The organism is Pseudodesulfovibrio sp. S3 (assembly GCF_004025585.1).
In the GTDB taxonomy this organism is placed as follows: Bacteria; Desulfobacterota; Desulfovibrionia; order Desulfovibrionales; family Desulfovibrionaceae; genus Pseudodesulfovibrio.
Map to the genome: position 1 here is coordinate 1 of NZ_QTZO01000017.1, position 24,376 is coordinate 24,376.

Here is a 24,376-nt window from a genome sequence, read left to right on the forward strand (position 1 = left end):
AGACACCCGAGATCTACGCACTACAGATCGCCGGCAGCGTCCGAGGGGTATAAGCGGCAGCCCTACGACAGCACCCCCTACCGCCCACGCCCAGACCTCCCGGCAGGCGTACGCACCAGCCCTTGATCGGAAAGGCCTAGAAGCTGACCGCGAAAGGGCGGCGGCTCCTGTCAGGAGGACAGGTGTATCGCTTCAATGGATACTCTCCGGGAGAGGAAGCGCTGTCGCTTTTGATGGCTTGGAACCGCCCCGAGCGGATCAGCTTCTCGCCGCCGATCACCGGGCGGCCAAGCTAGGGCAAGGCCCTTTTTTGGTTCTTTTTTGGGCAAGCAAAAAAGAACCCCGCCGGGAGGGCATGGAAGCCGAGGGGGCAAAGCCCCCTCACTGGCTCTCGCGGCAAAGCCGCGCCTGCCATGCGCGATAGGAATAAATTCACGGAAAAAGCGACCCCGCTCACTTGGCAAGAATGCAATCGAATCAAACTGCTCCCTGATCAAGTCGCAGAAGCGGTTTCGTGATTAGCTAGAACCATCGCCCCAATGCGTCGGCTTCTAAGCCAGTAGAACGGAATGGAACATATTACACTCGACGTTTGGCAATACCATATTTTTAGTATAGACGATCACCATGAATGCTTGGGCAACACCTATCGGAGAATTTACAACTAGAGATCTAGCTATCATTATATGGATAACTGTCTTTCTTGCCTACGCTTTCTATCAGAATGAAACACGAAAATCTTTCTTCAATGTTATCAAAGCAGCATTTAACCCAAGACTCGTTAAGCTGTGGATGACTTTGATACTATATATAACCATAGTAATTTTATTTCTATATAAATTAAAATTTTGGAATATTTCATTGCTCAAAGAGACCGTCATATGGGCAATTTTGGCTTTCACATGTTTACATTCGACAATAAAATCTAAAACGCAACATACTTGGCTAAATAGTTATTTAAAAACTCACATCTCTGGATTGCTGATTATCGAATTTATATCTTCATCATACACTTTCGGCATTGTTACAGAGATGATCATTATCACCATATCAATTGTCATAGGATTTATAGTTGCATATGCAGAAAACAAAAAAGAATTTCAGCAAGTTTACAAAATTCTTAGCTTTATTATATTTTCCCTTGGAACAGGAATCATTCTTTATGCACTATACAATATAACAATAGACATCTCGGGCTTCACTACGCCAAAAAACTTACAACAATTTTCTCTTCCACCAATACTTACAGTGCTTTTCATCCCGTACTTATACACCCTCTACGTTTATAGTAGCTATGAACGGGTGTTCATACTTATATCATTTATAATCAAAGACACTGAGCTACAAAAATATGCCAAACGCAAAGCGATTATTGCCTTCAAGTTCAACACAAATCTATTGAATCGATGGCAATGGCTAATTGGGACAAAAAAACCAGAAACGAAAGAAGCCTTAGACAGCTCAATAGAAACCATAAATGAAATCCAATATATCGAACAAAACCCTGCTGTAATCCCCAAAAAAGATGGATGGAACCACTCAGTTGCCCGTCAATTCCTCAATGAATTTAAATTTCACATGAATGATTACACAAATTATTATGAAGATGAATGGGGCGCTACATCAGATTTAGTTGATGTCAATAACGAAATCCTTCCAGATCGCGTTGGTTATTATATTGATGGCAACAAGATAGCTGCAACTCAACTGAAACTTATATTAAATGTCCAAGATGGTGACAATAGCAAAGACAGCGATCTGATTTTCATGAACTTATGCAATGCCTTACTCCAAATAGCAACCCACTCCCATTTAAGCAATAAAATAGAGGAAGCCATTTCCTCACATCTCAATGACAACGAAACAATCGATTTTTACAAAATCACTATTAATTTTGAAAGGTTCTATTCGGATAGTGGTTATACAATTAAATTTATCATTAACCTTACTGCTGACTAGAGTTATGTTTATACATCCTCGCCGTTCCCTTGACTAAAGACAAAAAAAGAACAAAGGCCGCCCTCACGGACGGCCTTCTTCATTACTTCATCTCAAATAAAAACTACACCCTGAACACCCTTGGCACCCCGGCAGTATCCTCCACCCTAAACCCTGCGGCGGCAATCCTGTCCCGCAACGCGTCCGATTGGGCGAAGTCCTTCACCTCGCGGGCCTTTTGGCGGTCGGCGACCATGCCCTGGACCTCGTCCGGGAGGTCGGAAAGCGGGACCGGCATCTGGGCCGGGTCGAGGATGCCGAGGATGGTGTCTATGGACAGAAGCTGGTCGAGACAGGCCTTGGCGGATGCGCCGGAGAGGGCGTTGTCCGCAGCCCAGCCGTTGACCTGTTTGATGAACCTGAAGAGCGCGGGCCAGAGCTGGTGGAGCTTGAGGGCGTCGTCCATGGCGGACTTGAAGCCTGCCTTGAGGTCGAAGACCGCCTGTTCCACATCGGTGGGGATGGTATCGCCGCGCGCGTCGAGCGCCAGGGTCAGAACCACGGCGCATTCCTGGACCTTACGCCAGTTGCGCGCCCACATGGACAGACTCTCGGCCGATGCGCACAGAGGCTTGCGGCTGGCAACGGAAAGAAGCCAGAACCGGGCGGCGCGATAGCCGCCGAGCTTTTCGGCCACGGTGGACAGGTTCTCGTTCTCGCAGTCCGAGGTCTGCTGGCTGACGATCCAGGCCTGGAGTTCGCGGCCCGTGGTGGACCAGATGGCCCGCAGATTCTCCAGGTGCGGGAAGCGGTGCTTGTCGGAACCGATCATCACGTCCGTGCGCGGGAGTTCGGTCAGGGCCGTGGCCGCGTGTTGCAGGAACCAGCTCGGACGCACGTTGCCCCACTGGGTCTCCAGCACCTCGCCCCGCTTCAGGTCGAGCAGCGTACCGCGCTTGAGCAGGGTGAAATCCAGGGGGTTGTCCTTGACGTAGGCATTCAGGTCCACGGTGCGGCCCCCGGACACCTTGTCCATGTCCACGGTGCCGATCTCGCCATACCGCTTGTCGCGGAACACGTCGAAATAGACAGAGCGGAGCTTCTCGTAGGCCAGCCCCTTGCCCATGAGCTTCCGGCACAGATCGAGCGCCATGCCGTTGCTGGCCGAGGACAGGGGAAAATGCAGGGACTCGGACAATCCCATGTCGTGGGCGCGCGCAATGACAGCGGCGTGACGCTCGGCCACGAAGGCCTCGCGGCTGACGCTGAGCTCACGGGCAGCGGCCAGGGTGCGGTCGTCCATGTCGGTCAGTCCGGCGGCGGACTCCACCTTCACGCCCCTCCCGGTCATGTGCCGGGCGAACACGTCGAGCAGGACCAGCCTGCGCCAGGAGTCCAGCCCGTCCGGGTTGTCCAGGCTCGGCCCCATGGTGTACACGCCCAGCCCGTTGCCCGTGTTGAGCATCTTGTCCGCGCCTGAGGCCATGTCGAAAATCGTTACCCCGCTGCCTGCCTGCTGCCGATAGAGATGGGTGGACAGATACCGCTCACCCGAATCCGGGAAAATCGTGACGATCAACCCCTTGTCCAACCGTTCGGCCAACTGGATTGCCCCGCCGAGTGCGGCACCCGAACTCATGCCCGCAAAAATGCCCTCCTCGCGGGCCAGCCTGCGGCAATTCTCAAAGGCGACCTCGTCCTCCACATGCAGGATTTCATCGAGGCTGTGCTTGTCGTAGATGCCGGGCGGATAGGATTCGAGCATGTTCTTGAGGCCCTGAATCTTGTGACCGGCATAAGGTTCCACAGCGGCCACATGAACAGCACCCATCTCGTGCAACCGCTTGGCAATGCCCATGGCCGTGCCCGAGGTTCCCAGGGTCATTACGCAGTGGGTGACCTGGCCGTTGGTCTGGTTCCAGATTTCCAGCCCGGTGCCGTTGTAGTGGGCGTCTATGGAAGCAAGGTTGTTGTACTGGTCCATGAGCACATACTTTTCCGGCTCCTCGCGGGCATAGCGGTAGGCCTGTTCAATGGCCCCGTCAGTGGCCAGATGGCCGGGGGTCAGTTCCAGCTCGGCCCCGAAGGCAGCCATGATCATCTTGCGCTCCTCGGATGCCGTCTCCGGCATGAGCAGCTTGATGCGATAGCCCTTGATGGCGGCCACCATGGCCAATCCCACGCCCGTGTTGCCGGACGTGGCCTCGATGATGATCTTGTCCCTGGTCAGCTCGCCGGACTCCTCGGCTGCGGCTATCATGGCGGCGGCAACGCGATCCTTAATGGAACCGCCGGGATTCTGGCATTCTATCTTGGCCAAAATCCTGACGTTCGGATTGGGATTCAAATGGCGTATTTCCACCAACGGCGTGTTGCCGATGAGCGCGAGCAAATTGCTGTTCATCATATCACCCTGAAATCATGTGAATTGGGTTTGGAATTAATGCCCGCACAGTAGGGCAAAAAACAAAGAGGCGCAACTGGCATACAAACTGCATTTCCAAGCCAAAACCGTCTATTTTTTGAGCACACGAGGACATGACATGAACGCGTACCCGTTTCTGAAAGACAACATAGAGTATCTCCAAAGCAAGGGAAACCCCATAATCCAGTGGCTTTCCAGCCAGCAATACCAGCAGGACGCTCTGGTTGAAAAACTTTTCATCAATGAATTCGGCCTGCATGATTGGCGCATGGACAACGGCAAGGGCATGTTCGCCTCCCTGCCGCCGGACGGACTCTATGCGGGCTGGCTGCACCCGGAAAAGGCCGGAACCTCGGCCACCTTCGTCGTCGGTGCCAACGTGGGCTACGGTGTCAACCACCTGCTCACCAATACGCCGGACACCCACAAGGTCATGTTGCTTGAACCCAACCCGGAAATACTCCTCGCCTGCCTCAGCCAGACCGACTATCGCCCCTATTTCGATAACAAAAAATTTCATCTTCTGGTGCCGGACCAGGGCTTCCTGACCGAAGTCATCAAGAACCTCGACCTCCAGTTCATCTACGGCCAGATTCACCTGAAAAGCGATATACCCAGCCGCCAACTCGGGCCGGAATATGCGCGCTGGGCCACGATCATCAAACACAAGCTGGAAAACTTCTCCCTGGAACTTTCCACCATGCGCCACCGCCAGGATGTCATGGTCGGCAACGAAATCAACAACTTTGCCCGCGCCATGAACGACGGCAGCCTCAAGCCCATGGAAGGCAAGGGCAATGGGGTTGGCGCGGTCATCCTGGGTGCCGGACCGAGCCTGGAGACCATGGCCCTCCAACTCAAGGAAAACCCCGGTCACGTGCTTTACACCTGCGCGCTCCAGACCGTCCCCTCGTTGCAGACGCTGGGCATCAAACCACACCTGTGCGCTGCCATCGACTACGACGTGTCCATGCTCAAGGTGTTCGAACGGCTGGACCCGGATTTCGTACAGGACATCCCGCTCATATACTCCACCAAGATCGACCCCATGGTGCTGAAACGATATCCCGGCCCCACCCTGCCCCTGTGGACCATCGGCGGCATGGGAACATACGTGCTCAAGGAGCGGGATCTGGTCCTCGACGCGGGCGGCAACGTCTCCGTCACCCTGTCGCGCTTCCTGCGCCACTGCGGCGTGAACCACCTGCTCCTGGCAGGACAGGATTACGCATGGTTGAACGGCCGGTCCCACTCGGGCGGCCACCACAACCACACCACCGACATGAAGATGCGACCCTACCACCAGACAACCCGCAACATGGACGGCGAAGAGATCCTGACCACTATTCAATATATGTCCGCCAAGCGCGAACTGGAAGACGACCTCAAATCCGCTTCGTTCCCGGTGTACAACCTGTACGGCGGGGGCGTGCCCATCGAAAACACCAAGGCGGTAGACATCCAAACCGCCTATAACGAAGGTATCCTGGCCTCGGCTCCGGGCAGCGTGGACCGGTTCCTGACCGAACTCATGTCCTGCCGCAAAAACGTCCCGCCATTCAGGACCGAACCGCGTTCCCCCATGTGGACCACGTCCATGCGCAACGCGGAAAAGCACCTCGCCAAGCTCTTCAAAAACCTCAAGGCCAACCAGCAGGACATCCAGACGACCATGAACCGCATCGAAATGTTCATCAAACAGGACCCGCTCTACATGCCGTACCTGTTCAACGAGACCCTGGACATGGCCGGACTGACCCGGGCCAAATTCAAATATGAAGCCGGAGACCTGGGAGAATTCAAACGCATCGCCAGGAACATCCTGAAAAAAGTCCGCGAAATTGACCGCAAGGTCTGCATCCTCGAAAGCAAACAGGCCGTTGCCTAGCCTCCGAACCGAAATACCCGTCTAAACCCCCTGCCTGTCAGGGGGTTTTCTTTGTCTGCCGGGCACTTGTCATTCCAGGCCATCCGTGAAATAGTCCCTCGCCATGGACGAAAGCAAACCCTACCTGACCGATGACGGCATCCTGGTCATCCCCTTTGAATGTTCGGATAACGCCTACAAATACTGGAAACAGGAAGGCAAACCCATGACCGAGATCCTCGAAGAGCTGCACGCCAGCCCCGAAATCTGGGCATGTTACACCCACGAGCCCTATCCGACCAACGGCGACGGCGAATCCTAGAAGACGCTTCCGGCAGACCTTGGCTTGCTCCGACCGCAAGTATATCTTAAGACATCCACATGCGCAGCACATCCCTGACTCACTGGACGCTCTTTTCAGCGCCCCTCCTGCTCATCCTGGCCGCGATCTGGCTCGGATTCACCACCGAAGCGGACGTGGCCGTCTTCTTTCATGACCACAGGGCCGTGCATCCGACCCTCAAAACCGTCATGCAGCTGCTCACCGACTGGAGCAACCCCCTGTTCTACGCGGGCTACGGCCTGACGCTGTTGACCGCCTACAAATCAAACAACCGGGAACGGGTGCGTTTCATCCTCATCCTGCTCGTGGTCCAGGCCCTGGTGGCCGGACTGGCTGTGCATTTTCTCAAGACCTTCATAGGCCGTCCCCGGCCCGGCCAAGGGCAATGGTTCGATCCCCTGTCCTCCCGCGGCACACAACATTCCCTGCCCTCGGGCCACACCACCGAGATCACGGGGTGGGCTTTACCCTTGACCCTGCGCCTGGAACGAATATGGCTGACAGGCCTGTTCGGCGTGTTCGTCGGCCTGGTGGGTTTTTCCCGCATATATCTCGGCTGGCACCACCCCTCGGACGTTTTTTTCGGCTGGATGCTCGGCAGCGTCAGCGGTTTCGCCACCGTGATCATAGCCAACTCCACGCTCTTCACCGGGAGATCCTGACATGAGCCCATTCATTGCCCGCACCTGGGCACGACTTGAAAACCATCCCTGGTTGACCATGACCCTGGCCGTACTGGCCCAAACATGGTTTACCATGGGCAACCGCGCCCTCTGGTTCTCCGACGAGGTCCGATACGCAAACGCCTACCAGAACCTGGCCGAGGGCGGGAAATGGATGGTCCTGGCCCTGAACGGTCAGGTTTACCCGGACAAGCCCCCGGTCTATTTCTGGTTTCTCTGGCTGCTGGACACCCTGACCCCGTTCGATGCGCCGGAAGTATTCTTCCTTGGCGCGGCCCTTTCCGGCCTGTTTTTCCTGTTCTCGGCCTATGTCCTGGCCCGGACCCTCGGATTCGACAAAACAGTCAGCCTGGCTTCGACCCTGATCCTGCTCTCCTCATTCCTGCTGGCGGCCCTATTCCATTACTCGCGAATGGACCTCATGTTCGCCGCCCTGATCATCCTCAGCCATGCCTGCCTGTACCGGGCCGTCACGGACGAACGGCAGGGTTGCTGGCCGCTCTGGGGTCTGCTGCTGGCCGGAGTTGCAACCCTGGTCAAGGGGCCGCTGGGCTTCATCTTCCCGCTGGTGAACATCGGGCTCTACCTGACCTGGAAAAGTGAGGTAAAAAAGCTCTTCACCCGGCAGATGGGACTGGGTCTGCTCGCCATGTTCGGACTGCTGGCCGCCTGGATCATGGGCGTGATATGGACCGAGGGGGCGGATTTTCTCATGAAGACCGTGCTCGGACAACAGATCATCCAGCGGGCCACCAGGACCTTCCACCACCTGGAACCGTTCTACTGGTACATGATCGCCTTCCCCCTGGCCTGGCTGCCCTGGACCCTGGCCCTGTTCGTCACGCCCGTGCACAGGCTCTTCTCCATCGGCCACTGGGGCACGCTCTGGAAAAACCGCCGTCAGGCCGGACCCTCGGCCCTCCTGTGGATCATGTTCGCAGGCACATTCATTTTCCTGTCCTCGCTCAGCGGCAAGGTGCTCATCTACATCCTGCCCATGTTCCCGCCTCTGGCCATCCTGACCGCCCAGGCCCTGCAATCCATGGAAGAAAGGCGCTTGGGACGTCTCTGGACGCTCATTGCCGGACTCTGGATCACTGCCGGAGCCGGACTGCTCCTGGCCGGCGACCTGCTGCCCGTTCCGGTGCCCATCCGGGGCATGGGCATCAGCGCAGGCCTGCTCCTGCTCGGAGGCGCAGCCATGTCGGGGGTCCGCAGCCGGGACTACCGCACATGCCTGCTCACACTCTCTCTGGCCATGATCATTTGGCTCTATCCCATTGGCCTCATGGTGGCCCCTTCCCTGGACAATGCCATGAGCACCAAGCGCCAGGCCTTGATCCTCAGGGACTACATCGATCGGGGGTACGCACCCCTCGCGCTCAAGATTTATTCGGGGATATTCACGTACTATGCCGGTCACGACTTCACGGAGACCAACCATCTGGACCAACTGATCGCCACGGCCCAAGGCAAGGACAAGGTCGTCCTCTCCATCCGGGAAAGGCACTGGAACGACTGGAAAGACCAGTTGCCCGAATTCCACATCGTCGACCGGCAGTCCATAGCAGGCATGATGTATCTCATTGCCGTCAAGGACTGACATTTCAACAAAGCCCGACGCGGAATGCATTAGACAAATTCTAGACATTCCACTATACTCTTTCCTCAGGTATGACTTGTAAACTTTTTCATATGGCTTCAGCGCTCATGGTCGCCGCAATCCTTACGGGGTGCGCCGTCTATCCTGTTGTCCAGGTGGCGGGCGGTGCCATGACAGGGTATGACGCCGTGATGCTTGCCGACGACTACCTGCCCCGCAACAGTGTGGAAGGCGGGGATCTCTGCATCGTCCAGGACCGGATGATGGAGCGCAGGCTTCGTGAACGGCTTCAGGCAAACGGCCTGGCCGTTGCCGCCCACGTCATCGACGGCAAGGCCTATCTTGTGGGCCAGATGAAGAGCCGCAAGCAGGCGGATCACGCCGTGCAGGTTGCAGCAACGGTACAAGGCATCAAATCCATCACCTGCAAATTCTATCCGGCTTCCACAGTCAGGAATGCAGCCAGGGATGCGGCCAGGGACGAATTGCTCATCAAAGCCCTGACCGAACGATTCACCGAAACAAAACGGCTCCAGGGCGCTGACCTGCGAGTGGAGATGGTGCGAACCCATGCCGTGCTCATCGGAAGAGCCCGAAATTTCCACCAGAAAACCGCCGCCCTGGCCATTGCCTCCGAAGTCGGCGGCATCAGCGAAGTGACGGACTACATCACTGTCGCCACGTCACCCGTGCCTCCTGTCCAATCACCGCCGGGAGACGCCCGGGTCGCCAGCAAATAGCCAAATGAAAAGGCCCGGTCTCGCAGGAGATCGGGCCTTTTTTCAGTATGTACGGAAGCGTGCTAGTCCATGCAGTCGAAGATGCGCTCAAAGGTCTTGAGTACTTCCAGGCCGTCCTCGCCGGTGATGGGCACCGGAGTGCCCTTCCTGAGCGCGTTCAGGAACTGGGTCAGCTCCTCCTTGACCGGCTCGCGGAACATGAGCGGCCACTCGCGCACGGAATAGGATTTGTCGTAGGTTGAAAAAGCCGAGTATTCCTTGACTTCCTGAGTGATCAGGTTGGCATGGATATACTTGGATTCGCAGGCAACGTTGATCTGACGCCCCTTGTACGGAGTCACCCAGTTGGTGGTGATGTTGGCCAGAACGCCGTTTTCCATCTCTGCGGTAATCAGGGCAGAGTCCTCGTGCTTGCCGATGGATGTGGAGCTGACCGCATACACGGACTTGAATTCCGAGCCGGTCAGGTAACGGATCAGGTCGATGTCATGGGAGCCGAGATCCTTGATGACCCCCACATCCTGAATGCGCGGCGGATACGGTCCCACGCGCTCGATCTGGATGGAGATAACGTCGTCTCCGAGCAGTTCCTTGACGCGAGCCACGGCCGGATTGAACCGCTCCACATGGCCGACCATCAGGGCAACGCCCTTTTCCCTGGCCTTGGCCACCAGCTCCTCGCCCTGAGCTGCCGTAACGGCCAAAGGCTTCTCGATGATCACGTTGATATTCTTGTCCATGACCTTGAGACCGGTCTCGTGATGCAGGCTGGTGGGCACACACACGGACATGGCGTCCAGATCATGTTCCAGCAGCTCGTCCAGGGTGGCAAAGGTCTTGACGCCGAACTGGGCAGCGACTTCTTCGCGTGCCTTTTCATCCACATCGACCACGCCTACCACTTCAACACCAGACATTTCAGTGTAGTTGCGCAGATGGACACGGCCCATCCAGCCCAAACCTACAACGCCGACTTTCAACATGTATATATCCTCGTTCTAGGGTTCACGTTTGGGTGTTTCCTACAGGGCAAAGGCGGACATGGCAACCCCGAAACATGAAGGTCTCCCGGCCCGTCTTGCGGCCATCCCGCACATGCGCTACTAACTGTGCATGCACACAGGAAATACATCCGGTCCCATCTGGTTCAGCGTAGGCGAGGCCTCCGGCGACCTGCACGGTGCCGAGCTGATGAAGGGCTTCAGAACCCTGGACACCAGCGCCACTTTCACCGGCATGGGCGGTCCGGCCATGAAAGCCCAGGGCCTGGACATCCGCTATTCCATGAAGCTCATCTCCCTGGTCGGCATCACCGAGATCCTCGGCGGCCTGCCGCGCATCCTGAAACTGCTCGGCAAGATCAAACGGGAACTGGCCGCTGTCCGGCCACGCGCCGTCATCCTGGTGGACTGCCCGGAATTCAACTTCCGCATCGCCAAGATCGCCAAGAAGCTCGGCATCCCGGTCTACTATTACATCAGCCCCCAGATATGGGCCTGGCGGTCGGGCCGGGCCAACTTCCTGCGCGAACATGTTCGCAAGGTCATCTGCATCCTTCCCTTTGAAAAGGATTTCTATAAACGGTACGACATGAACGTCGAATACGTGGGCCATCCGCTCATGGACGTCCTGCCCCTGGAAAAGCTCGACCAGCTCCCGGTGCAGGAAAACCGTATCGGGCTTCTGCCCGGCAGCCGGACCAAGGAAGTCACCACCCTGCTGCCCGTCTTTGCGGAAACAGCCAAACTGCTCAAGGCAAGGCATTCCGACCTGAAATATGTGCTTGTCCGCGCTCCGGGCATGGACGAATCGCTGCTGCGCTCACTCTGGCCCGAAGACATCCCGGTCGAATTCGTTGCCCCGGACACCCGATACGAGACCTTCCGCTCCTGCAAGTTCATCATGGCCGCGTCCGGCACGGTCACCCTGGAAACCGCGCTCATCGGCACCCCGGTGCTGGTGGCATACCGAGTCTCGTTCCTCTCCATGCTGGTGGCCAAGGCCCTGGTCAACGTGGATTACATTTCCCTGCCCAACCTCATCCTCGGCAAGGAAATCTATCCCGAACACATCCAAGGCAACGCCAACCCCGTAACCCTGTTCAAAACAGCCGGTGCTTGGCTGGACGATCCAACAGCATATGAGACGGTCAAGAACGAACTGGCCTCCCTGCGCACCATGGTCGGCGACCCCGGAGCGCCGGAACGGGCGGCCGGAATCATCATCCGGGATCTGGCCGAACTCGGCGTCTAGACTGGCATCGCCCCTGTTTATCTGTTAACTGGCAGACATCATGAACCGATTTTCCTTTCCCCGCACCCTGCCCCTCTGCGCGCCCATCCAGCCGGCCTTCATCCGTCACTTTTCCGGTTGGCATCTCGGCATGGGACTGCCGCAATCCCTGACAGGTCTGCTGCCCGGCCTCTTCCGCCTGGGCGAGGACAACCCCGGCTGCAGGCGCGCGGCCCTGGGCATGGCCCTATGGGGGATGCAGGCGCACCCCCTGGCCCCGGACATGGGACAATGGGGTGTCAGCGCGGTGAACCTGGGCCTGAAGACGGACGCCGCCCTCAGCAGGATCATGATCCTCAACGCCAACCTGCCCCGCCCGCAGGACAGCGAAGCCCTTGATACATGGTATGCCCTGGCCCGTCAGGATGACCGGTCGCTTATCTTGCGTTTCCTGACCGTGGTTCTGAGCGATCCGGCCAAAGGATCGGGCTGGCTGCACCATGTCTGGCAGGATCTCATCCATATGGGCAGGCCGGAGATTCCCAAGGCGGCACTGGACATGGTGTCCTGGAACGACACCGCCCTGCCGCTCAAGGCACGCATGGAAGCAGACTGGGCCTTTCACTGCCTGCCCTCTGAGGACGCACTCCCGGTCATCGAAGGGCTGGACCCGGCCACCTGGGGATTGTGGAGGGCTTATGCCGCTGGCGAGACCCTGCTCCGCATGGGCAGGAAAGGCGAAGGAAAGGCGGCCCTGGCCGGGCTGTGGCAGACAATTCCCTGGCACGTCAACCTGACGCTGAAGCTTTACGATCTATTCAATGCCCCCGCCCTGGCCGACAGCGCAGCCACCGAAGACGCGGCCATCCTGGCCTATTCGTGGAACAAGGCGGACCTGCTGGCCGACACCCTGGACAGCCTGCTCAGGAGCGACATTGGCAAAGCCAAAGTGTTCACGCTGAACAACGGTTCCACAGACCATACCGCAGAGGTGCTGACGCAGGCCATGCAGAAATTCGGCTCCGAACGTTTCCGCATCGAGACCCTGCCGGTGAACGTGGGCGCTCCTGCGGCCCGCAACTGGCTCATGTCCCTGCCGGAGCTGCGCGCCGCAAAATGGGCAGCCTTTCTGGACGACGACATCGTCCTGCCCGAAGACTGGCTGCTCCGGCTGCTCGGACCGGTTCAAGACCGCGACGACATCGGGGCCGTGGGCTGCCGCATCACCGCAGCCGTCCCGCCGTTCAGCCTGCAATCCGCAGATTACAACCTGTTTCCCACTCCGCCGGCAGAGACCGAACCGGGCGCCCTGCCCAACCGGGTGCTTCTGTTCGACAACTGCGCCGGTTCCCTCGACACCGGCATGTTCACCTACACCCGGCCCTGCCTCTCGGTGTCGGGCTGCTGCCATCTGGTGAACATGCGCTCCGTGGAGAAGACCGGAGGTTTCGACCTGCGCTACACCCCGTCCCAATTCGACGACCTGGACCGCGACCTGCGGTCGAACCTCGCTGGCATGCCCGCCCTCTACGTGGGCGGACTGGCCATCAGGCACATCCAGCACTCCTCCCTGGCCAAATCCAGGACCGCCAAACAGATCGGCCAGGTCATGGGCAACAAGCTCAAGCTCGACACCAAGTATTCGGACGAGGAACTGACCCGGCTGGGCCGGGAAAATCGGCTGCAGCTCTGGGCTGATCTCGAACAAAAAACCGGATACCTGGTTGACCGCATGGGCCAACGTGCCTAATTCTTTTCCATCCGTTTTTCCAAGAGAGGACACCCATGGAAGCAGTTCGCGTATACGGCGATTTTCACCGGATCACACCGGAAGTCTTTGAGTTGATCAAGGACATCATCCCCTTTGACCAGGTGGACTACAACGGGGACATCCTGCGGGTGGACCATGAAGGCCACTATTTGATGATCGACGACTTCATCGAAGCCATTCGGGACAACCTGCCCGAGGGCGGCTACGGCCATGTGGAATACATCGACCAACTCGACTGGGTCGTCACCCGATACACCATCACGCCCGGCAAGATTGAGGAAAAGCTGGTTCGCGTCGACAACGTGGTGGACGCCCATCAAAGGGAACATGGCTTGTAAAAAAGGGCTGATTCAACCGAATCAGCCCTTTCGTTTTCAAGGTTCTCACCCTTTAGACAAGGGCGCTCCACAACATCTTGGTTCCCACGATCAAAAGCAGGACAGCAAATATCTTCTTCAGCTTGTCCACGGGCAGGGAGTGCGCCAACTTGGCGCCCAGCGGCGCGGTCACGACACTCATGCAAATGATGCCCAGAAAAGCCGGGAGATAGACATAACCCACATGCGGACCGGGTATGCCTTCCACGCCCCATCCGTTGATCACGTACCCGGCAGTGCCCGCAAGGGCGATGGGCAAGCCCACAGCCGCAGCCGTGGCAATGGCCACATGCATGGTCTGATTGCACCATGATAAGAAGGGAACAGTCAAAGTACCCCCGCCGATGCCCACCAGGGCCGAGAAAATACCGATGCCGTTACCTGCTCCGAATATTCCCAAATATCCCGGCAGCTCCCGGGTGCTCTTGGCCTTGGATTTCATGAGCATCTTGGAAGCCACATAATAGAGAAACAGCCCGAAAAACACTTTGAGAAACATCGTTGACAGGAGCGACGCCACCCAAGCACCAAGAAAGGTGCCGGTGATGATGCCGGGCGTCAGCCGCCAGAAAACGGCATAGTTGATGGCCCCACGCTTGTGGTGAGCACGCATGCTGGAAAGGGACGTAAAGATGATGGTCGCCATGGACGTACCCAGGGCGATATGCTGGATATGTTGAACAGGAAAACTCTGCAGTTCGAAAGTGATATTGAGCATTGGCACGATGACCAACCCGCCGCCGATACCGAGCAGTCCCGCCAGGATTCCAGCGAATGCGCCAAGAACAATATATAGAAGATATGTCGTAATCATGGGGTGATGGCCGCCTTAAAACAGTATGTTGGTGTCTACGGACGCGATGTCCTTGCAGCCAGTCAGGACCATGGCCCCGGCAAGCTGCGCCTTGATGTTCGCAAAATACTTCTCGACCCCTTGCTGCAAGCCGCCCACGGCAGCCACGGACACCGGACGACCGATCATGACCGCGTCCGCACCCAGCGCCAGCATCTTGAGCACGTCCGCGCCGGAACGGATGCCGCCGTCCACGATGACGGTGATCCTGCCGTGGACCTGTTCAGCCACCTCGGGCAGGACTTCAGCGGTGCCGGGAGTATGATCGAGCACACGGCCGCCGTGGTTGGAAACCACGATGGCGTCCGCGCCGACCTTCACGGCCAATTCAGCCTCATCCGGGGTCATGATGCCCTTGAGCACGAACTTCGCGCCCCAGCCGTGCACCTTGTCGACGATCTTCTTCAGCTCTGAAACGGGCTTGGGGGCAACAGGCCTGCCCATCTGGCGCAAGGTGATCAGACCGGCGGCATCCACGTCCATGCCGAACACCGAACAGCCGGTGGCACGGGCCTTTTCCAATTTCTCATCCAATTCGCCGCCTTCCCAGGGCTTGATGAACGGAATGCCGTGACCGCCGTTTTTGACGATGGCGGCGAACGCGGCCTCATGGATGAAAGGCGGCACACCGTCACCCCCACAGCCGACAATGCCGGACGCCTTGCAACCGGTGACCACGGCGTCGGCATAGTCCTCCTCGGACACGCCGCCGCCCATATTGAAAGACACGCCGCCGATGGGCGCGGCCATGACCGGCATGGCCAGGTCGAAACCGAGCAAAGACGTACCGGTGTCAGGTTCGGACACATCATGCAACAAACGCATGTTCAAGCGAAAGCCCTCAAGGGCCTCGACATTGGACTTGAATGAGGCGGCCGTTCCAAGGCCGCCCATGCCCGGCACTTCACCGGCGCAGGCCCGACCGTCGCAAACCTTGCAGACACGGCAAAAACCCTTCATCAGATCACGCGCCCTCTCATTGATTTCCTTCATCTCTATCTCCTTGAATATCCATATGTTTGATTATGAAATATAATTCTTTCGACTTCTTCCAGATGTTCCCGCATGGCCCGTTCGGCCTGCATGGCGTGTCCGTTTCTGACCGCTTCGATGATGGCCCGGTGCGCCGCAAGGGACGCTTCCTGACGCTGCGGCGACTGGACGATGTCTTCCCGGCTTCGGGCAAAGCCCTCATGCAGGGCGGAAACCATCTCGCGCAACACCGGATTCCCCGAAGCCTCGGCCAGGGCCTGATGGAACTGGTGATCAAGCCCGGCCCCGGAACTGCCGCTCCGTATGGCCTGCTCCTGTTCCATGAGAATGGCCTCCAGACGGTTTTTGGCACTTGGTGAGCCGTTGCGCGCAGCCAGTGCCGCGATCTCCGGTTCCAGCATTTTGCGCACCTCGAACACGTCTTGCAGATCAAAGTCCCCGGAGAGCACCGCTTCCAGGAGGGACCCCTCCCTGGCACCACCTTCGTTCTCACTGACAAAGGTTCCGGCCCCCTGGCGGCTTTCCAGGAGGCCGGACTCGGCCAGAATCTTGATCCCCTCCCGTACCGAGGTCCGGGAGACACCAAACTGTTCGGCCAATTTACGTTCCGCCGGGAGTCGGTCTCCCGGCAATAACCGCCCCTGATCAATCATCCCCTTGAGCTGGGATACGATCTCCTCCGATATGGACTTTCTTTGCACTGGCTTGGCTTCCATCGCATTTCCCCTAAAAATTGGTTGGACCAATTGGAAGTAGCTCAAGTTACACCTGCCGTCAACCGCGAGAATCATGTGCCGTCCAGGCCTTGTTACGGAGCTTCAATAAGAGTTTAGACATTATTGTCTCAAAGGGCTGGACATTTTTGTTTCCACGTAGCAGAGAAGTCCCGGACTTTGCCGCTGCCGGACACGCGATGCAAGTACATCCAAGTCCATCAAAGACATCACATATAGCCATGCCCAAGAACAGGGCGAACTCATAACGCATGGAAAATCTACAAAAAAAATACGGATTTTGGACAGCGACCGCCATGGTCGTTGGTATTGTCATCGGATCAGGCGTCTTCTTCAAGGCGGACGACGTCCTCAAGGCTTCAGGCGGCAGCCTGCCCACGGCCCTGCTTGCCTGGCTCATCGGCGGGATGATAATGGTTGTCACCGCCTATGTCTTTTCCAAGATCGCCACCCGCGTGGAACGGGTCAACGGCGTGGTGGATTACTTCGAGCAGGCATACGGACACAAGGCCGGATACCTGGTAGCCTGGTTCATGACCTTCATATACTACCCCACCCTGGTGGCGGTACTGGCCTGGGTATCGGCCAACTACACCGTGGGCCTGCTCGACATGGAGCAAGCCCTTTGGCCCATAGCCTGGATCTATCTGACCGGTTTTTTCATGCTGAACTACTATTCGCCTGTCCTGGCCGGGAAGTGGCAGGTCACTTCCACGGTAGTCAAGCTCATCCCCCTGGCCCTGGTAGCTGTCGTCGGCAGCATCGCCGGATTGACCAGCGGCCAGACCCTGGAGAACTTCACCCACGCCGCCCGAACGGTTTCCAGCGGCGGCGGGCTGGCCGTGGCCACCCTGTCCACCGCATTCGCCTATGAGGGATGGATCATCGCCACGGTCATCAACGCCGAACTCAAGGATGCCAAACGGACCCTGCCCAGAGCACTGGTGGTGGGAACCCTGGCCGTGGTCGTCATCTACATGGTCTACTATCTCGGCATTTCCGGTGTCCTGACCAACGAGCAGGTGCTGACCGAGGGCAACGCGGCCCCGGTACAGGTCATTGCCCTCATTTTCAGTCGGTTGAGCGGAACTCTGCTGACGGTCTTCGTCATCATCTCCTGCCTCGGCACCCTGAACGGCCTGATCATGGGCGCGGCCCGCGGCATGTACTCCATTGCCTCACGCAACATGGGACCAAATCCTGAATTCTTCTGCCGGATCAACCCCAAGAACAACTGCACCACCAATTCGGCGCTGATCGGCTATGTGCTCTCCTGTATGTGGCTGGTGGTCTGGTACGGAAACTTCGCGGGTTGGTGGGGCCAGTTCATGGATATTTCGGAGCTGCCCATCGCGTTCTTGTATGTGATCTACATTTCCATCTACATATGGGTGATGAAGACCTTCACCGACCTGGGCGGCTTCAGCCGGTTCGCCTGCCCGGCCCTGGCCGGAATCGGGTCCGTCTACATCATATGGGGCGCCATCCAGAAGGACATGTTCACGCACTTCCTGCTGATCTCCCTGGTCATCATCGGCCTGGGAGTCGCGCTCATGCACAACGGGAACCGTCGGCGACCAACCCGCTAGGCGCGGCGCAGGGTGTGCAGGGTGATCTCAGGCGTGGTGCCGAGGCGCATGGGCGGTCCCCAGTAGCCGGTGCCCGTGTTGACATACAACAGCATGCCCTCGTGCATATACAGACCGCGCACGTAGGTCTGGAAGAGGTGGATGACGAAGTTGTAGGGGAAGTACTGACCACCGTGGGTATGCCCTGAAAGCTGGATGTCGTATCCCGCCTTGGCGGCCTCGAACACGGAGTTGGGCTGGTGAGCGAGCAGTATGGAAACATCATGCTCGGGCGCACCCTTGAGGGCCTCTCCGGGTGAAGAGACATGGGTCGGTTCCATCCGCGCGCTGTTGATGTCAGTGACCCCTGCCAGCAGGATGCTCCCCTTGCCCGTGTCTATCAGGGCGTGTTCGTTGATCAAGGGCCGGATGCCAAGTCGCCTGACTGCGGGAAGCCACTCGCCGATGCCAGAATAGTACTCGTGATTTCCCGTGCAAAACCAGACGCCGTGCGGCGCGCTCAGGTCGCTCATGGGCTTGATGTCGTCCTTGAGCCCGTCCACGGAACCGTCCACCAAATCACCGGTGTGCACGACCAGGTCCGCATTCAGGGAATTCACCGTATCCACCACCATGCGTGCCCAGTCCGCCCGGATGGTCGGGCCTATGTGCGTATCCGATATCTGGGCAATGGTGAAACCGTCGAGTCCCTTGGGCAGACCCTCGACAGGCAATTCGCTGTACACCACAGAGGGTTTGCTGCGGGCAGTGAACACCCCGATCCCGGCCAGGGGCAGGGTTGCGGCAAGAAAGACCCCATTGGAGGCATTGAGCATGAACCGGCGGCGATCCAGGTCAGGGCTGAGAAAATAGGGACGCTTGCTGCGCCTGACGAACACTTTTTTCAGCCCGGACGCCATGGCCTGGAAAATGCGGAGTATGTCCCGGGCAAACATGAAGAAGATCAGGATGGAGATGAAGCCGAAAAAGGTCAGACCGATCCAGTAAAGACTGTCGCAGGCAACGAGTTCGTATTTATTGGTCCGGTGCAGAAACCAGGTCAGACGATACCCGAACAGCATCACCGCCAGCACCAGCCAGAGCGAAATTTTCCGTTTCCGGCCCATGGGCAGGGGTTCGACGAGCCGCCAGCCCAGGTACATAACCAGAAGACCGGTGACGGTCAGAACTATGGCAAACCAGGATACCATGAATGATTTCACTCCTTTTATATAGTAATGAAAATGGGCCACAATTCGATAATTGTCAAATTCCCCGAAAATTCGACAGGCCATGACCGGTTCTCAAAACCATCCGCATCTGATACACAGACCGCACACCGAGCCTCAAGGAGCACCCCATGAACCTCACCCTGCCCATCGTCCTGATCCAGGAAAGTCCCATGCTGGACATTATCGCCAAAATCGGCCTGCTGCTGGTTGCCGGTCTGATAACCTTCGCTTTGACCAAAATGTTCCTAGTGCGAGCCGCCAACGCTTTCGCCAGACGCACCAAAAGCCATTTCGACGACATCCTCATGAAAGAAGGCGTGTTCTCCCGAGCCGCCCTTTTGGCCCCGGCCCCTGTCCTGTTCTGGGGGTTGGTGCTCTTTCCGAATATCAAGTCCGTCATGGAAGATGCCATATATGCCTATACAACCGTGGCCATCATTCTGGTCATGGCCAAGCTCCTTGACGCACTGACTCGCCTCTATCAGACCTTTGACATCGCCAACCGCCGTCCCATCAAGGGATATGTGCAGTTGCTCAAACTCTTTATCTACATCCTGGGAGCCATCTCTGTAGTCTCCATCCTGCTGGGCCAGTCGCCCTGGGGGCTACTCTCTGGCATCGGCGCCATGACCGCCGTGCTCATGCTCGTATTCCGCGACACCATTCTGTCGCTGGTGGCCGGTATCCAGATCGCGGCCAATGACCTGTTGCACAAGGGCGACTGGATCGAGATGCCCGCCATGGGTGCGGACGGCAGCGTGGTGGACATCGCCCTGAACACGGTCAAGGTCCAGAACTGGGACATGACCATCACGGCCATTCCCACCTACAAATTTCTGGATACGTCCTTCAAGAACTGGCAGAACATGGCCGAATCCGGAGGGCGCCGAATCAAAAGGGCACTCATGATCGACCAGACCTCCATACGGTTTGCGGACCCCGAAATGGTCGAACGGTTGAAAAAAATAGATCGCCTGGCAGCATACATAGAACAACGGCAAGCAGAGATCGATTCAGCCAACGCCGAGGCCGGAGTGGACCAATCCTCTCAACTCAACGGACGTCGCCTGACCAACCTCGGCCTGTTCCGTCGATACGCACTGGAATACCTGCGCACCCACCCCAAGATCCGGCAGGACATGACCCTCCTGGTGCGCCAGCTCCAACCCGACGCCTCCAAGGGGCTGCCCCTTGAGATATACTGCTTCACCAACGAGACGGCCTGGGCCGTCCACGAAGACATCACGTCCGACATCATGGACCACCTGCTGGCCGGCCTGCCCGAATTCGGGCTCAAGGCCTACCAGCGCAACGCATTGGTGGACCACCGCAACGGGGCCTAAGCAGGAGGCATTTCCCAAGGCACGCAAACGCACGCACGGGAACAGGAAAAATCAACTCTTCCATGAAACGATCACCATGCAGGAAGACCTCGGCATATCCTGACACCCCCCTTCCAAAGCTTCCCCTTGGGAAGGAGGAAGCGGCACATGCGCCACCACAGGAGACTGGATTCCCGACAATGCCGACCTTCAAGACACGTGCCAGAAAAGCACCCGATATCCGAACCAAAATCGACTCGCCGGCCTCACCCCTTGGAGGTCGTGCGTTACACGTTGACCGGGAGAAAATCACGAATTGAATGTTCCTTGACCTGTGGAATCCGGTTATTTTTCTGTTCCCTATGGGCAGCCCTTGTGGTAAGCCACTTTCATCCGATCGTTCCAAACCTTTTCTTGCTTGTCACACCCACCCCCTGTCGAAAACAAATCCCGTCGAAATTGAACTCTTTTTTTTCTAAACTAATTCTAGAAAAAAGTTAAATATATTGGCCCCCCTCCACGAACAGTATCTGTGGAATAAAAAATCTATTTACATGCAATCGTCTCCAATCGATCATAAACGCCAATTCTTGATCAAGTAGCTAAATGTTTTCCAATTACCCCCTGTACAAAATTATAGGCCTGCGATAGTGTATCCGTCACGTGTCCGCGATCATTTTTGTCATGAAATACCCGGTGCACCTACGGCGTTTCGCCCTCATTTTTTGCAGAACGTCCAGTATATTATCAGTATTTGAAGCCACGTACGGCTGCTCCATGCAGCTCACAAACGGGGAAAGGAGTTTCGGAAGATGAATGAACCTGCAGAGGTCTGGAAATACGTACGCGGGTTCGAAAACATGAGCCTGTGCGACTGGCCCGGCCGGACTTCGTGCATCATCTTCCTGGGCGGATGCAACCTGCGTTGCCCCACCTGCCACAACTTCCAGCTCGCATGGGACATGCAAACCTTGCCCGTTCTCGACGCACAGCGAATCAAATCCTACATCAGGGACCGTGCAGGGTGGCTGGACGGCATCACCATCACCGGAGGAGAACCGACCACGGTTCCCGGCATCGGTGAACTGCTCTGGGAAATCAAAAAAATCGGATTGCCCATCAAGGTGGACACCAACGGGATGCGGCCAGAAGTGGTGAACGACCTCTTCCAGTGCGAACTGGCAGACACCTTCGCCGTGGATGTCAAAGGCCCCTGGGCCAAATACCCTGCCCTGACCGGACACGCCATATCCGCCATTGCTGCCGAAGCGAACCTGACCCGCATCTTCGACCTGGCCCGGACCAAACCCGAGGCGTTTTACTTCCGCACCACGAGGATGCCCGGACTGACCGAGTCGGACCTGCGCACGGTACGCGGCTACCTGCCCTCAGAATTTGAATTGAAAATCCAGAAATATGTTCCCCCAAGGAGGATGCCGGAGAATGCCAAGTCAAATCATGAAGAGAGACGGCCGGCTGGAAACGTGGTCAACTGACCGCATAGCCCAGGCCATTTTCAAGGCGCTCAGCGCCAGCGGGATAAAAGACCCGATTCTCTCCAAACGCCTCGCCAAAAAAGTCGAGAAGAAACTCGAAGACATGGCAATTCCCGAGCAGGAGCACGTCCAGAACATGGTCGAACAGGTGCTCATGGAGGGCCGACAGTACGATATCGCGAAGAAGTACATCCTGTACCGGGAAAAGCGCCGCCAGCTCCGCTCCCAGAAGGAGGCCTACCTCGACATCAAGGATGTCATCGACACCTATCTTGATCAGGCCGACTGGCGCGTCAATGAAAACGCCAACATGACCCATTCCTTCCAGGGCCTCATGCTGCACCTGTCCGGCACGGTCCAGGCACGGTACGCCCTGGAAAAGTATCCCGAGGAAATCCGTCTGGCCCATGAGCACGGCTATTTCCATATTCATGATCTTTCCTTCGGTCTGGCCGGATACTGCGCGGGCTGGTCCCTGCGCGACCTGCTGCTGGAAGGTTTCAATCTGGAAGGCCGCGCCTCTGCCGGTCCTGCCAAGCACTTCGACACCGCCCTGGGACAGATGAACAACTTCCTGGGCACGCTGCAAAACGAATGGGCCGGCGCGCAGGCCTTCAACAACGTGGACACCTATCTTGCCCCGTTCGTCAGGCAGGACAACCTCAATTACGGCCAAGTACGCCAGTGCATGCAGAAATTCGTGTTCAACCTGAACACGACCTCGCGCTGGGGCGGACAATCCCCGTTCACCAACCTTTCCTTCGACCTTGTGGCCCCCAAGCACATCGCAAGCGAAGCGATCATCATGGGCGGCAAGCTCGACGACGAACTGACCTACGGCGATTTCCAGAAAGAAATGGACATGATCAACCAGGCCTACATCGAGGTCATGCTCGAAGGCGATCATCATGACCGCATCTTTTCCTTCCCGATCCCGACCTACAACGTCACCGAAGACTTCCCCTGGGAATCCGAGATCGGCGAATCGCTCATGAAGCTGACCGCTAAGTACGGCGTGCCCTATTTCCAGAACTTCATCAGCTCGGACCTCAATCCCGAGGACGTTCGCTCCATGTGCTGCCGTCTCCAAATGGACCTGCGCGAACTGCGCAAGAAGACCGGCGGCCTGTTCGGCGCTGGCGACCTGACCGGCTCCATCGGCGTGGTCACCCTGAACCTGCCCAAGCTCGCCTACCTGGCGCAGAGCGAGGACGATTTCCTGGATCTGGTCGAAGAATACGCCGAATTGGCCAAGGATTCCCTGGAATACAAGCGCAAGGTCATCAACGGCAACCTCGACGCGGGCATGTTCCCCTGGTCCAAGCGCTACCTCAAGAACGGCTATAAGGGCCACTTCTCCACCATCGGCCTTCTCGGCGGACATGAAGCCTGCCTGAACCTCATCGGCAAGGGCATTGAAACCGAAAGCGGAGTGCGCCTCATGCGCCGCACCCTGAATCACCTGCGCCGCATCACGGCCCGCTTCCAGGAAGAAACGGGCTCGCTGTACAACCTCGAAGCCACGCCCGCCGAAGGCACCAGCTACCGACTGGCCAAGATCGACAAGGCCCTTTATGCCGACATCAAGGCCCAGGGCAACGGCACTCCCTACTACACCAACTCCACGGCCCTGCCCGTGGGCATCTCCGAAGACGTGCTCTTCGCCCTGGAGCACCAGAACCAGCTCCAACCGCTCTACACCGGCGGCACCGTGTTCCACACCTTCCTCGGCGAAGCGGTCACCGACCCGAAATCCCTCAAGAACTTCATCATCAAGGCGTTCACCAAGACCAAGATTCCCTACATCTCGGTCACGCCCACCTTCTCCATCTGCAAGGAGCACGGCTACATCCTGGGTGAACACTTCGAGTGCCCCACCTGCGGCGAAGAAGCCGAAGTATATACCCGCATCGTCGGGTATTACCGCCCGGTCTCCCGCTGGAACAAGGGCAAACAGGCCGAATACACCGACCGCGTGGTGTTCAGCGACTGCCTGTGTAATTAAATCGTTCTGAAAGCCCCATTGAGGAGTGGGGCTTGAGGATAGTGGAATGCAAGACCCGTTGCGCATGCAGCGGGTCTTGTACGCTTTGATGCCTCCGGCCCCATCCCTCCTTTCTTCCAAACCTTTGATCGCCGCTTGGCTAGGCCAACCAAGTTCGTACGCCCTTGCCGGAGGCACGCAAAAAGCTTTGAAGG

At 57.4% G+C, this 24,376-nt stretch carries 19 protein-coding genes; 13 read left to right on the forward strand and 6 right to left on the reverse strand.

All coding sequences use genetic code 11. From position 1 onward, the window contains the following. Positions 1 to 627 precede the first annotated feature (627 nt). Positions 628 to 1,959: a hypothetical protein gene (locus DWB63_RS14300; protein WP_128329535.1), complete on the forward strand. Its 1,332-nt coding sequence runs from the start codon at positions 628 to 630 to the stop codon at positions 1,957 to 1,959. Positions 1,960 to 2,062: 103 nt separating this feature from the next. On the opposite strand, the gene DWB63_RS14305 is transcribed toward DWB63_RS14300, so the two are convergent. Then, on the reverse strand, positions 2,063 to 4,342 hold the full coding sequence (locus DWB63_RS14305) for a cysteine synthase (protein WP_128329584.1): 2,280 nt from the start codon (positions 4,340 to 4,342) through the stop codon (positions 2,063 to 2,065). A 139-nt stretch (positions 4,343 to 4,481) separates the two neighbouring features. Between DWB63_RS14305 and DWB63_RS14310 the strand changes: the two genes are divergently transcribed. From DWB63_RS14310 to DWB63_RS14330, 5 genes are all read left to right on the forward strand, one after another. Next, positions 4,482 to 6,251, forward strand: a complete 1,770-nt coding sequence (locus DWB63_RS14310; RefSeq protein WP_128329536.1) for a 6-hydroxymethylpterin diphosphokinase MptE-like protein — start codon at positions 4,482 to 4,484, stop codon at positions 6,249 to 6,251. Positions 6,252 to 6,354: 103 nt separating this feature from the next. Next, positions 6,355 to 6,552 (forward strand): hypothetical protein, encoded by a 198-nt coding sequence (locus tag DWB63_RS14315; protein WP_128329537.1) that lies wholly within the window; start codon positions 6,355 to 6,357, stop codon positions 6,550 to 6,552. A gap of 59 nt (positions 6,553 to 6,611) precedes the next feature. Then, the gene (locus DWB63_RS14320) at positions 6,612 to 7,235 is read left to right on the forward strand and encodes a phosphatase PAP2 family protein (RefSeq protein WP_128329538.1); all 624 of its coding nucleotides are present in this window, start codon (positions 6,612 to 6,614) and stop codon (positions 7,233 to 7,235) included. A gap of 1 nt (position 7,236) precedes the next feature. After that, positions 7,237 to 8,859, forward strand: coding sequence for a glycosyltransferase family 39 protein (locus DWB63_RS14325; protein WP_128329539.1), 1,623 nt, complete (start codon positions 7,237 to 7,239; stop codon positions 8,857 to 8,859). A 92-nt stretch (positions 8,860 to 8,951) separates the two neighbouring features. Further along, a complete protein-coding gene (locus DWB63_RS14330) occupies positions 8,952 to 9,599 on the forward strand; it encodes a BON domain-containing protein (RefSeq protein WP_241648865.1) in 648 nt (215 codons plus the stop codon). 62 nt (positions 9,600 to 9,661) lie between these two features. On the opposite strand, the gene DWB63_RS14335 is transcribed toward DWB63_RS14330, so the two are convergent. Further along, complete coding sequence (locus DWB63_RS14335) at positions 9,662 to 10,582, reverse strand: Gfo/Idh/MocA family oxidoreductase (protein WP_206613174.1); 921 nt, start codon at positions 10,580 to 10,582, stop codon at positions 9,662 to 9,664. Positions 10,583 to 10,712: 130 nt separating this feature from the next. Between DWB63_RS14335 and lpxB the strand changes: the two genes are divergently transcribed. Genes lpxB through DWB63_RS14350 form a run of 3 tightly spaced genes read left to right on the forward strand, consistent with a single transcriptional unit; the run spans position 10,713 to position 13,940 of the window. After that, positions 10,713 to 11,852: a lipid-A-disaccharide synthase gene (gene lpxB / locus DWB63_RS14340; protein WP_128329541.1), complete on the forward strand. Its 1,140-nt coding sequence runs from the start codon at positions 10,713 to 10,715 to the stop codon at positions 11,850 to 11,852. A gap of 40 nt (positions 11,853 to 11,892) precedes the next feature. Continuing rightward, positions 11,893 to 13,581, forward strand: a complete 1,689-nt coding sequence (locus tag DWB63_RS14345; protein WP_128329542.1) for a glycosyltransferase — start codon at positions 11,893 to 11,895, stop codon at positions 13,579 to 13,581. Between the two features lie 35 nt (positions 13,582 to 13,616). Beyond that, a complete protein-coding gene (locus DWB63_RS14350) occupies positions 13,617 to 13,940 on the forward strand; it encodes a hypothetical protein (protein WP_128329543.1) in 324 nt (107 codons plus the stop codon). A 52-nt stretch (positions 13,941 to 13,992) separates the two neighbouring features. On the opposite strand, the gene DWB63_RS14355 is transcribed toward DWB63_RS14350, so the two are convergent. The 3 genes from DWB63_RS14355 to DWB63_RS14365 are packed head-to-tail and all read right to left on the reverse strand — an operon-like array spanning position 13,993 to position 16,541. After that, positions 13,993 to 14,793, reverse strand: a complete 801-nt coding sequence (locus tag DWB63_RS14355) for a sulfite exporter TauE/SafE family protein (RefSeq protein ID WP_128329544.1) — start codon at positions 14,791 to 14,793, stop codon at positions 13,993 to 13,995. 15 nt (positions 14,794 to 14,808) lie between these two features. Further along, the gene (locus DWB63_RS14360) at positions 14,809 to 15,825 is read right to left on the reverse strand and encodes an alpha-hydroxy-acid oxidizing protein (protein WP_128329545.1); all 1,017 of its coding nucleotides are present in this window, start codon (positions 15,823 to 15,825) and stop codon (positions 14,809 to 14,811) included. Positions 15,826 to 15,827: 2 nt separating this feature from the next. Next, entirely contained in the window at positions 15,828 to 16,541 is a 714-nt protein-coding gene (locus DWB63_RS14365) for a FadR/GntR family transcriptional regulator (protein ID WP_128329546.1), read from the reverse strand. 269 nt (positions 16,542 to 16,810) lie between these two features. Here DWB63_RS14365 and DWB63_RS14370 point away from each other — a divergent pair, with 269 nt between their 5' ends. Continuing rightward, positions 16,811 to 18,148 (forward strand): APC family permease, encoded by a 1,338-nt coding sequence (locus DWB63_RS14370; RefSeq protein ID WP_128329547.1) that lies wholly within the window; start codon positions 16,811 to 16,813, stop codon positions 18,146 to 18,148. Here the strand turns inward: DWB63_RS14370 and DWB63_RS14375 are convergent. Next, positions 18,145 to 19,338 carry a metallophosphoesterase gene (locus DWB63_RS14375; RefSeq protein ID WP_128329548.1) on the reverse strand — a complete coding sequence of 398 codons (1,194 nt, stop codon included), beginning with the start codon at positions 19,336 to 19,338 and terminating at the stop codon, positions 18,145 to 18,147. The two genes, DWB63_RS14370 and DWB63_RS14375, sit on opposite strands and share 4 nt — an antisense overlap. Positions 19,339 to 19,487: 149 nt before the next feature. On the opposite strand from DWB63_RS14375, the gene DWB63_RS14380 reads away from it, so the two are divergent. The 3 genes from DWB63_RS14380 (at position 19,488) to DWB63_RS14390 (ending at position 24,182) form a co-directional block, all read left to right on the forward strand. Further along, complete coding sequence (locus DWB63_RS14380) at positions 19,488 to 20,702, forward strand: mechanosensitive ion channel domain-containing protein (protein WP_128329549.1); 1,215 nt, start codon at positions 19,488 to 19,490, stop codon at positions 20,700 to 20,702. Positions 20,703 to 21,493: 791 nt separating this feature from the next. Beyond that, positions 21,494 to 22,177: an anaerobic ribonucleoside-triphosphate reductase activating protein gene (locus DWB63_RS14385; protein ID WP_128329550.1), complete on the forward strand. Its 684-nt coding sequence runs from the start codon at positions 21,494 to 21,496 to the stop codon at positions 22,175 to 22,177. After that, a complete protein-coding gene (locus DWB63_RS14390; protein WP_128329551.1) occupies positions 22,125 to 24,182 on the forward strand; it encodes a ribonucleoside triphosphate reductase in 2,058 nt (685 codons plus the stop codon). Before DWB63_RS14385 ends, DWB63_RS14390 begins: the two co-directional genes overlap by 53 nt. Positions 24,183 to 24,376 lie beyond the last annotated feature (194 nt).

Coding starts and splice junctions, on each gene's coding strand:
- DWB63_RS14335 (WP_206613174.1), bottom strand. CDS start 10,582: ATGTTGAAAGTCGGCGTTGTAGGTTTGGGCTGGATGGGCCGTGTCCAT.
- DWB63_RS14305 (WP_128329584.1), bottom strand. CDS start 4,342: ATGAACAGCAATTTGCTCGCGCTCATCGGCAACACGCCGTTGGTGGAA.
- DWB63_RS14355 (WP_128329544.1), bottom strand. CDS start 14,793: ATGATTACGACATATCTTCTATATATTGTTCTTGGCGCATTCGCTGGA.
- DWB63_RS14370 (WP_128329547.1), top strand. CDS start 16,811: ATGGAAAATCTACAAAAAAAATACGGATTTTGGACAGCGACCGCCATG.
- DWB63_RS14325 (WP_128329539.1), top strand. CDS start 7,237: ATGAGCCCATTCATTGCCCGCACCTGGGCACGACTTGAAAACCATCCC.
- DWB63_RS14315 (WP_128329537.1), top strand. CDS start 6,355: ATGGACGAAAGCAAACCCTACCTGACCGATGACGGCATCCTGGTCATC.
- DWB63_RS14300 (WP_128329535.1), top strand. CDS start 628: ATGAATGCTTGGGCAACACCTATCGGAGAATTTACAACTAGAGATCTA.
- DWB63_RS14360 (WP_128329545.1), bottom strand. CDS start 15,825: ATGAAGGAAATCAATGAGAGGGCGCGTGATCTGATGAAGGGTTTTTGC.
- DWB63_RS14390 (WP_128329551.1), top strand. CDS start 22,125: ATGCCAAGTCAAATCATGAAGAGAGACGGCCGGCTGGAAACGTGGTCA.
- DWB63_RS14375 (WP_128329548.1), bottom strand. CDS start 19,338: ATGGTATCCTGGTTTGCCATAGTTCTGACCGTCACCGGTCTTCTGGTT.
- DWB63_RS14385 (WP_128329550.1), top strand. CDS start 21,494: ATGAATGAACCTGCAGAGGTCTGGAAATACGTACGCGGGTTCGAAAAC.
- DWB63_RS14320 (WP_128329538.1), top strand. CDS start 6,612: ATGCGCAGCACATCCCTGACTCACTGGACGCTCTTTTCAGCGCCCCTC.
- DWB63_RS14380 (WP_128329549.1), top strand. CDS start 19,488: ATGAACCTCACCCTGCCCATCGTCCTGATCCAGGAAAGTCCCATGCTG.
- DWB63_RS14330 (WP_241648865.1), top strand. CDS start 8,952: ATGGCTTCAGCGCTCATGGTCGCCGCAATCCTTACGGGGTGCGCCGTC.
- DWB63_RS14310 (WP_128329536.1), top strand. CDS start 4,482: ATGAACGCGTACCCGTTTCTGAAAGACAACATAGAGTATCTCCAAAGC.
- DWB63_RS14350 (WP_128329543.1), top strand. CDS start 13,617: ATGGAAGCAGTTCGCGTATACGGCGATTTTCACCGGATCACACCGGAA.
- DWB63_RS14365 (WP_128329546.1), bottom strand. CDS start 16,541: ATGGAAGCCAAGCCAGTGCAAAGAAAGTCCATATCGGAGGAGATCGTA.
- DWB63_RS14345 (WP_128329542.1), top strand. CDS start 11,893: ATGAACCGATTTTCCTTTCCCCGCACCCTGCCCCTCTGCGCGCCCATC.
- lpxB (WP_128329541.1), top strand. CDS start 10,713: ATGCACACAGGAAATACATCCGGTCCCATCTGGTTCAGCGTAGGCGAG.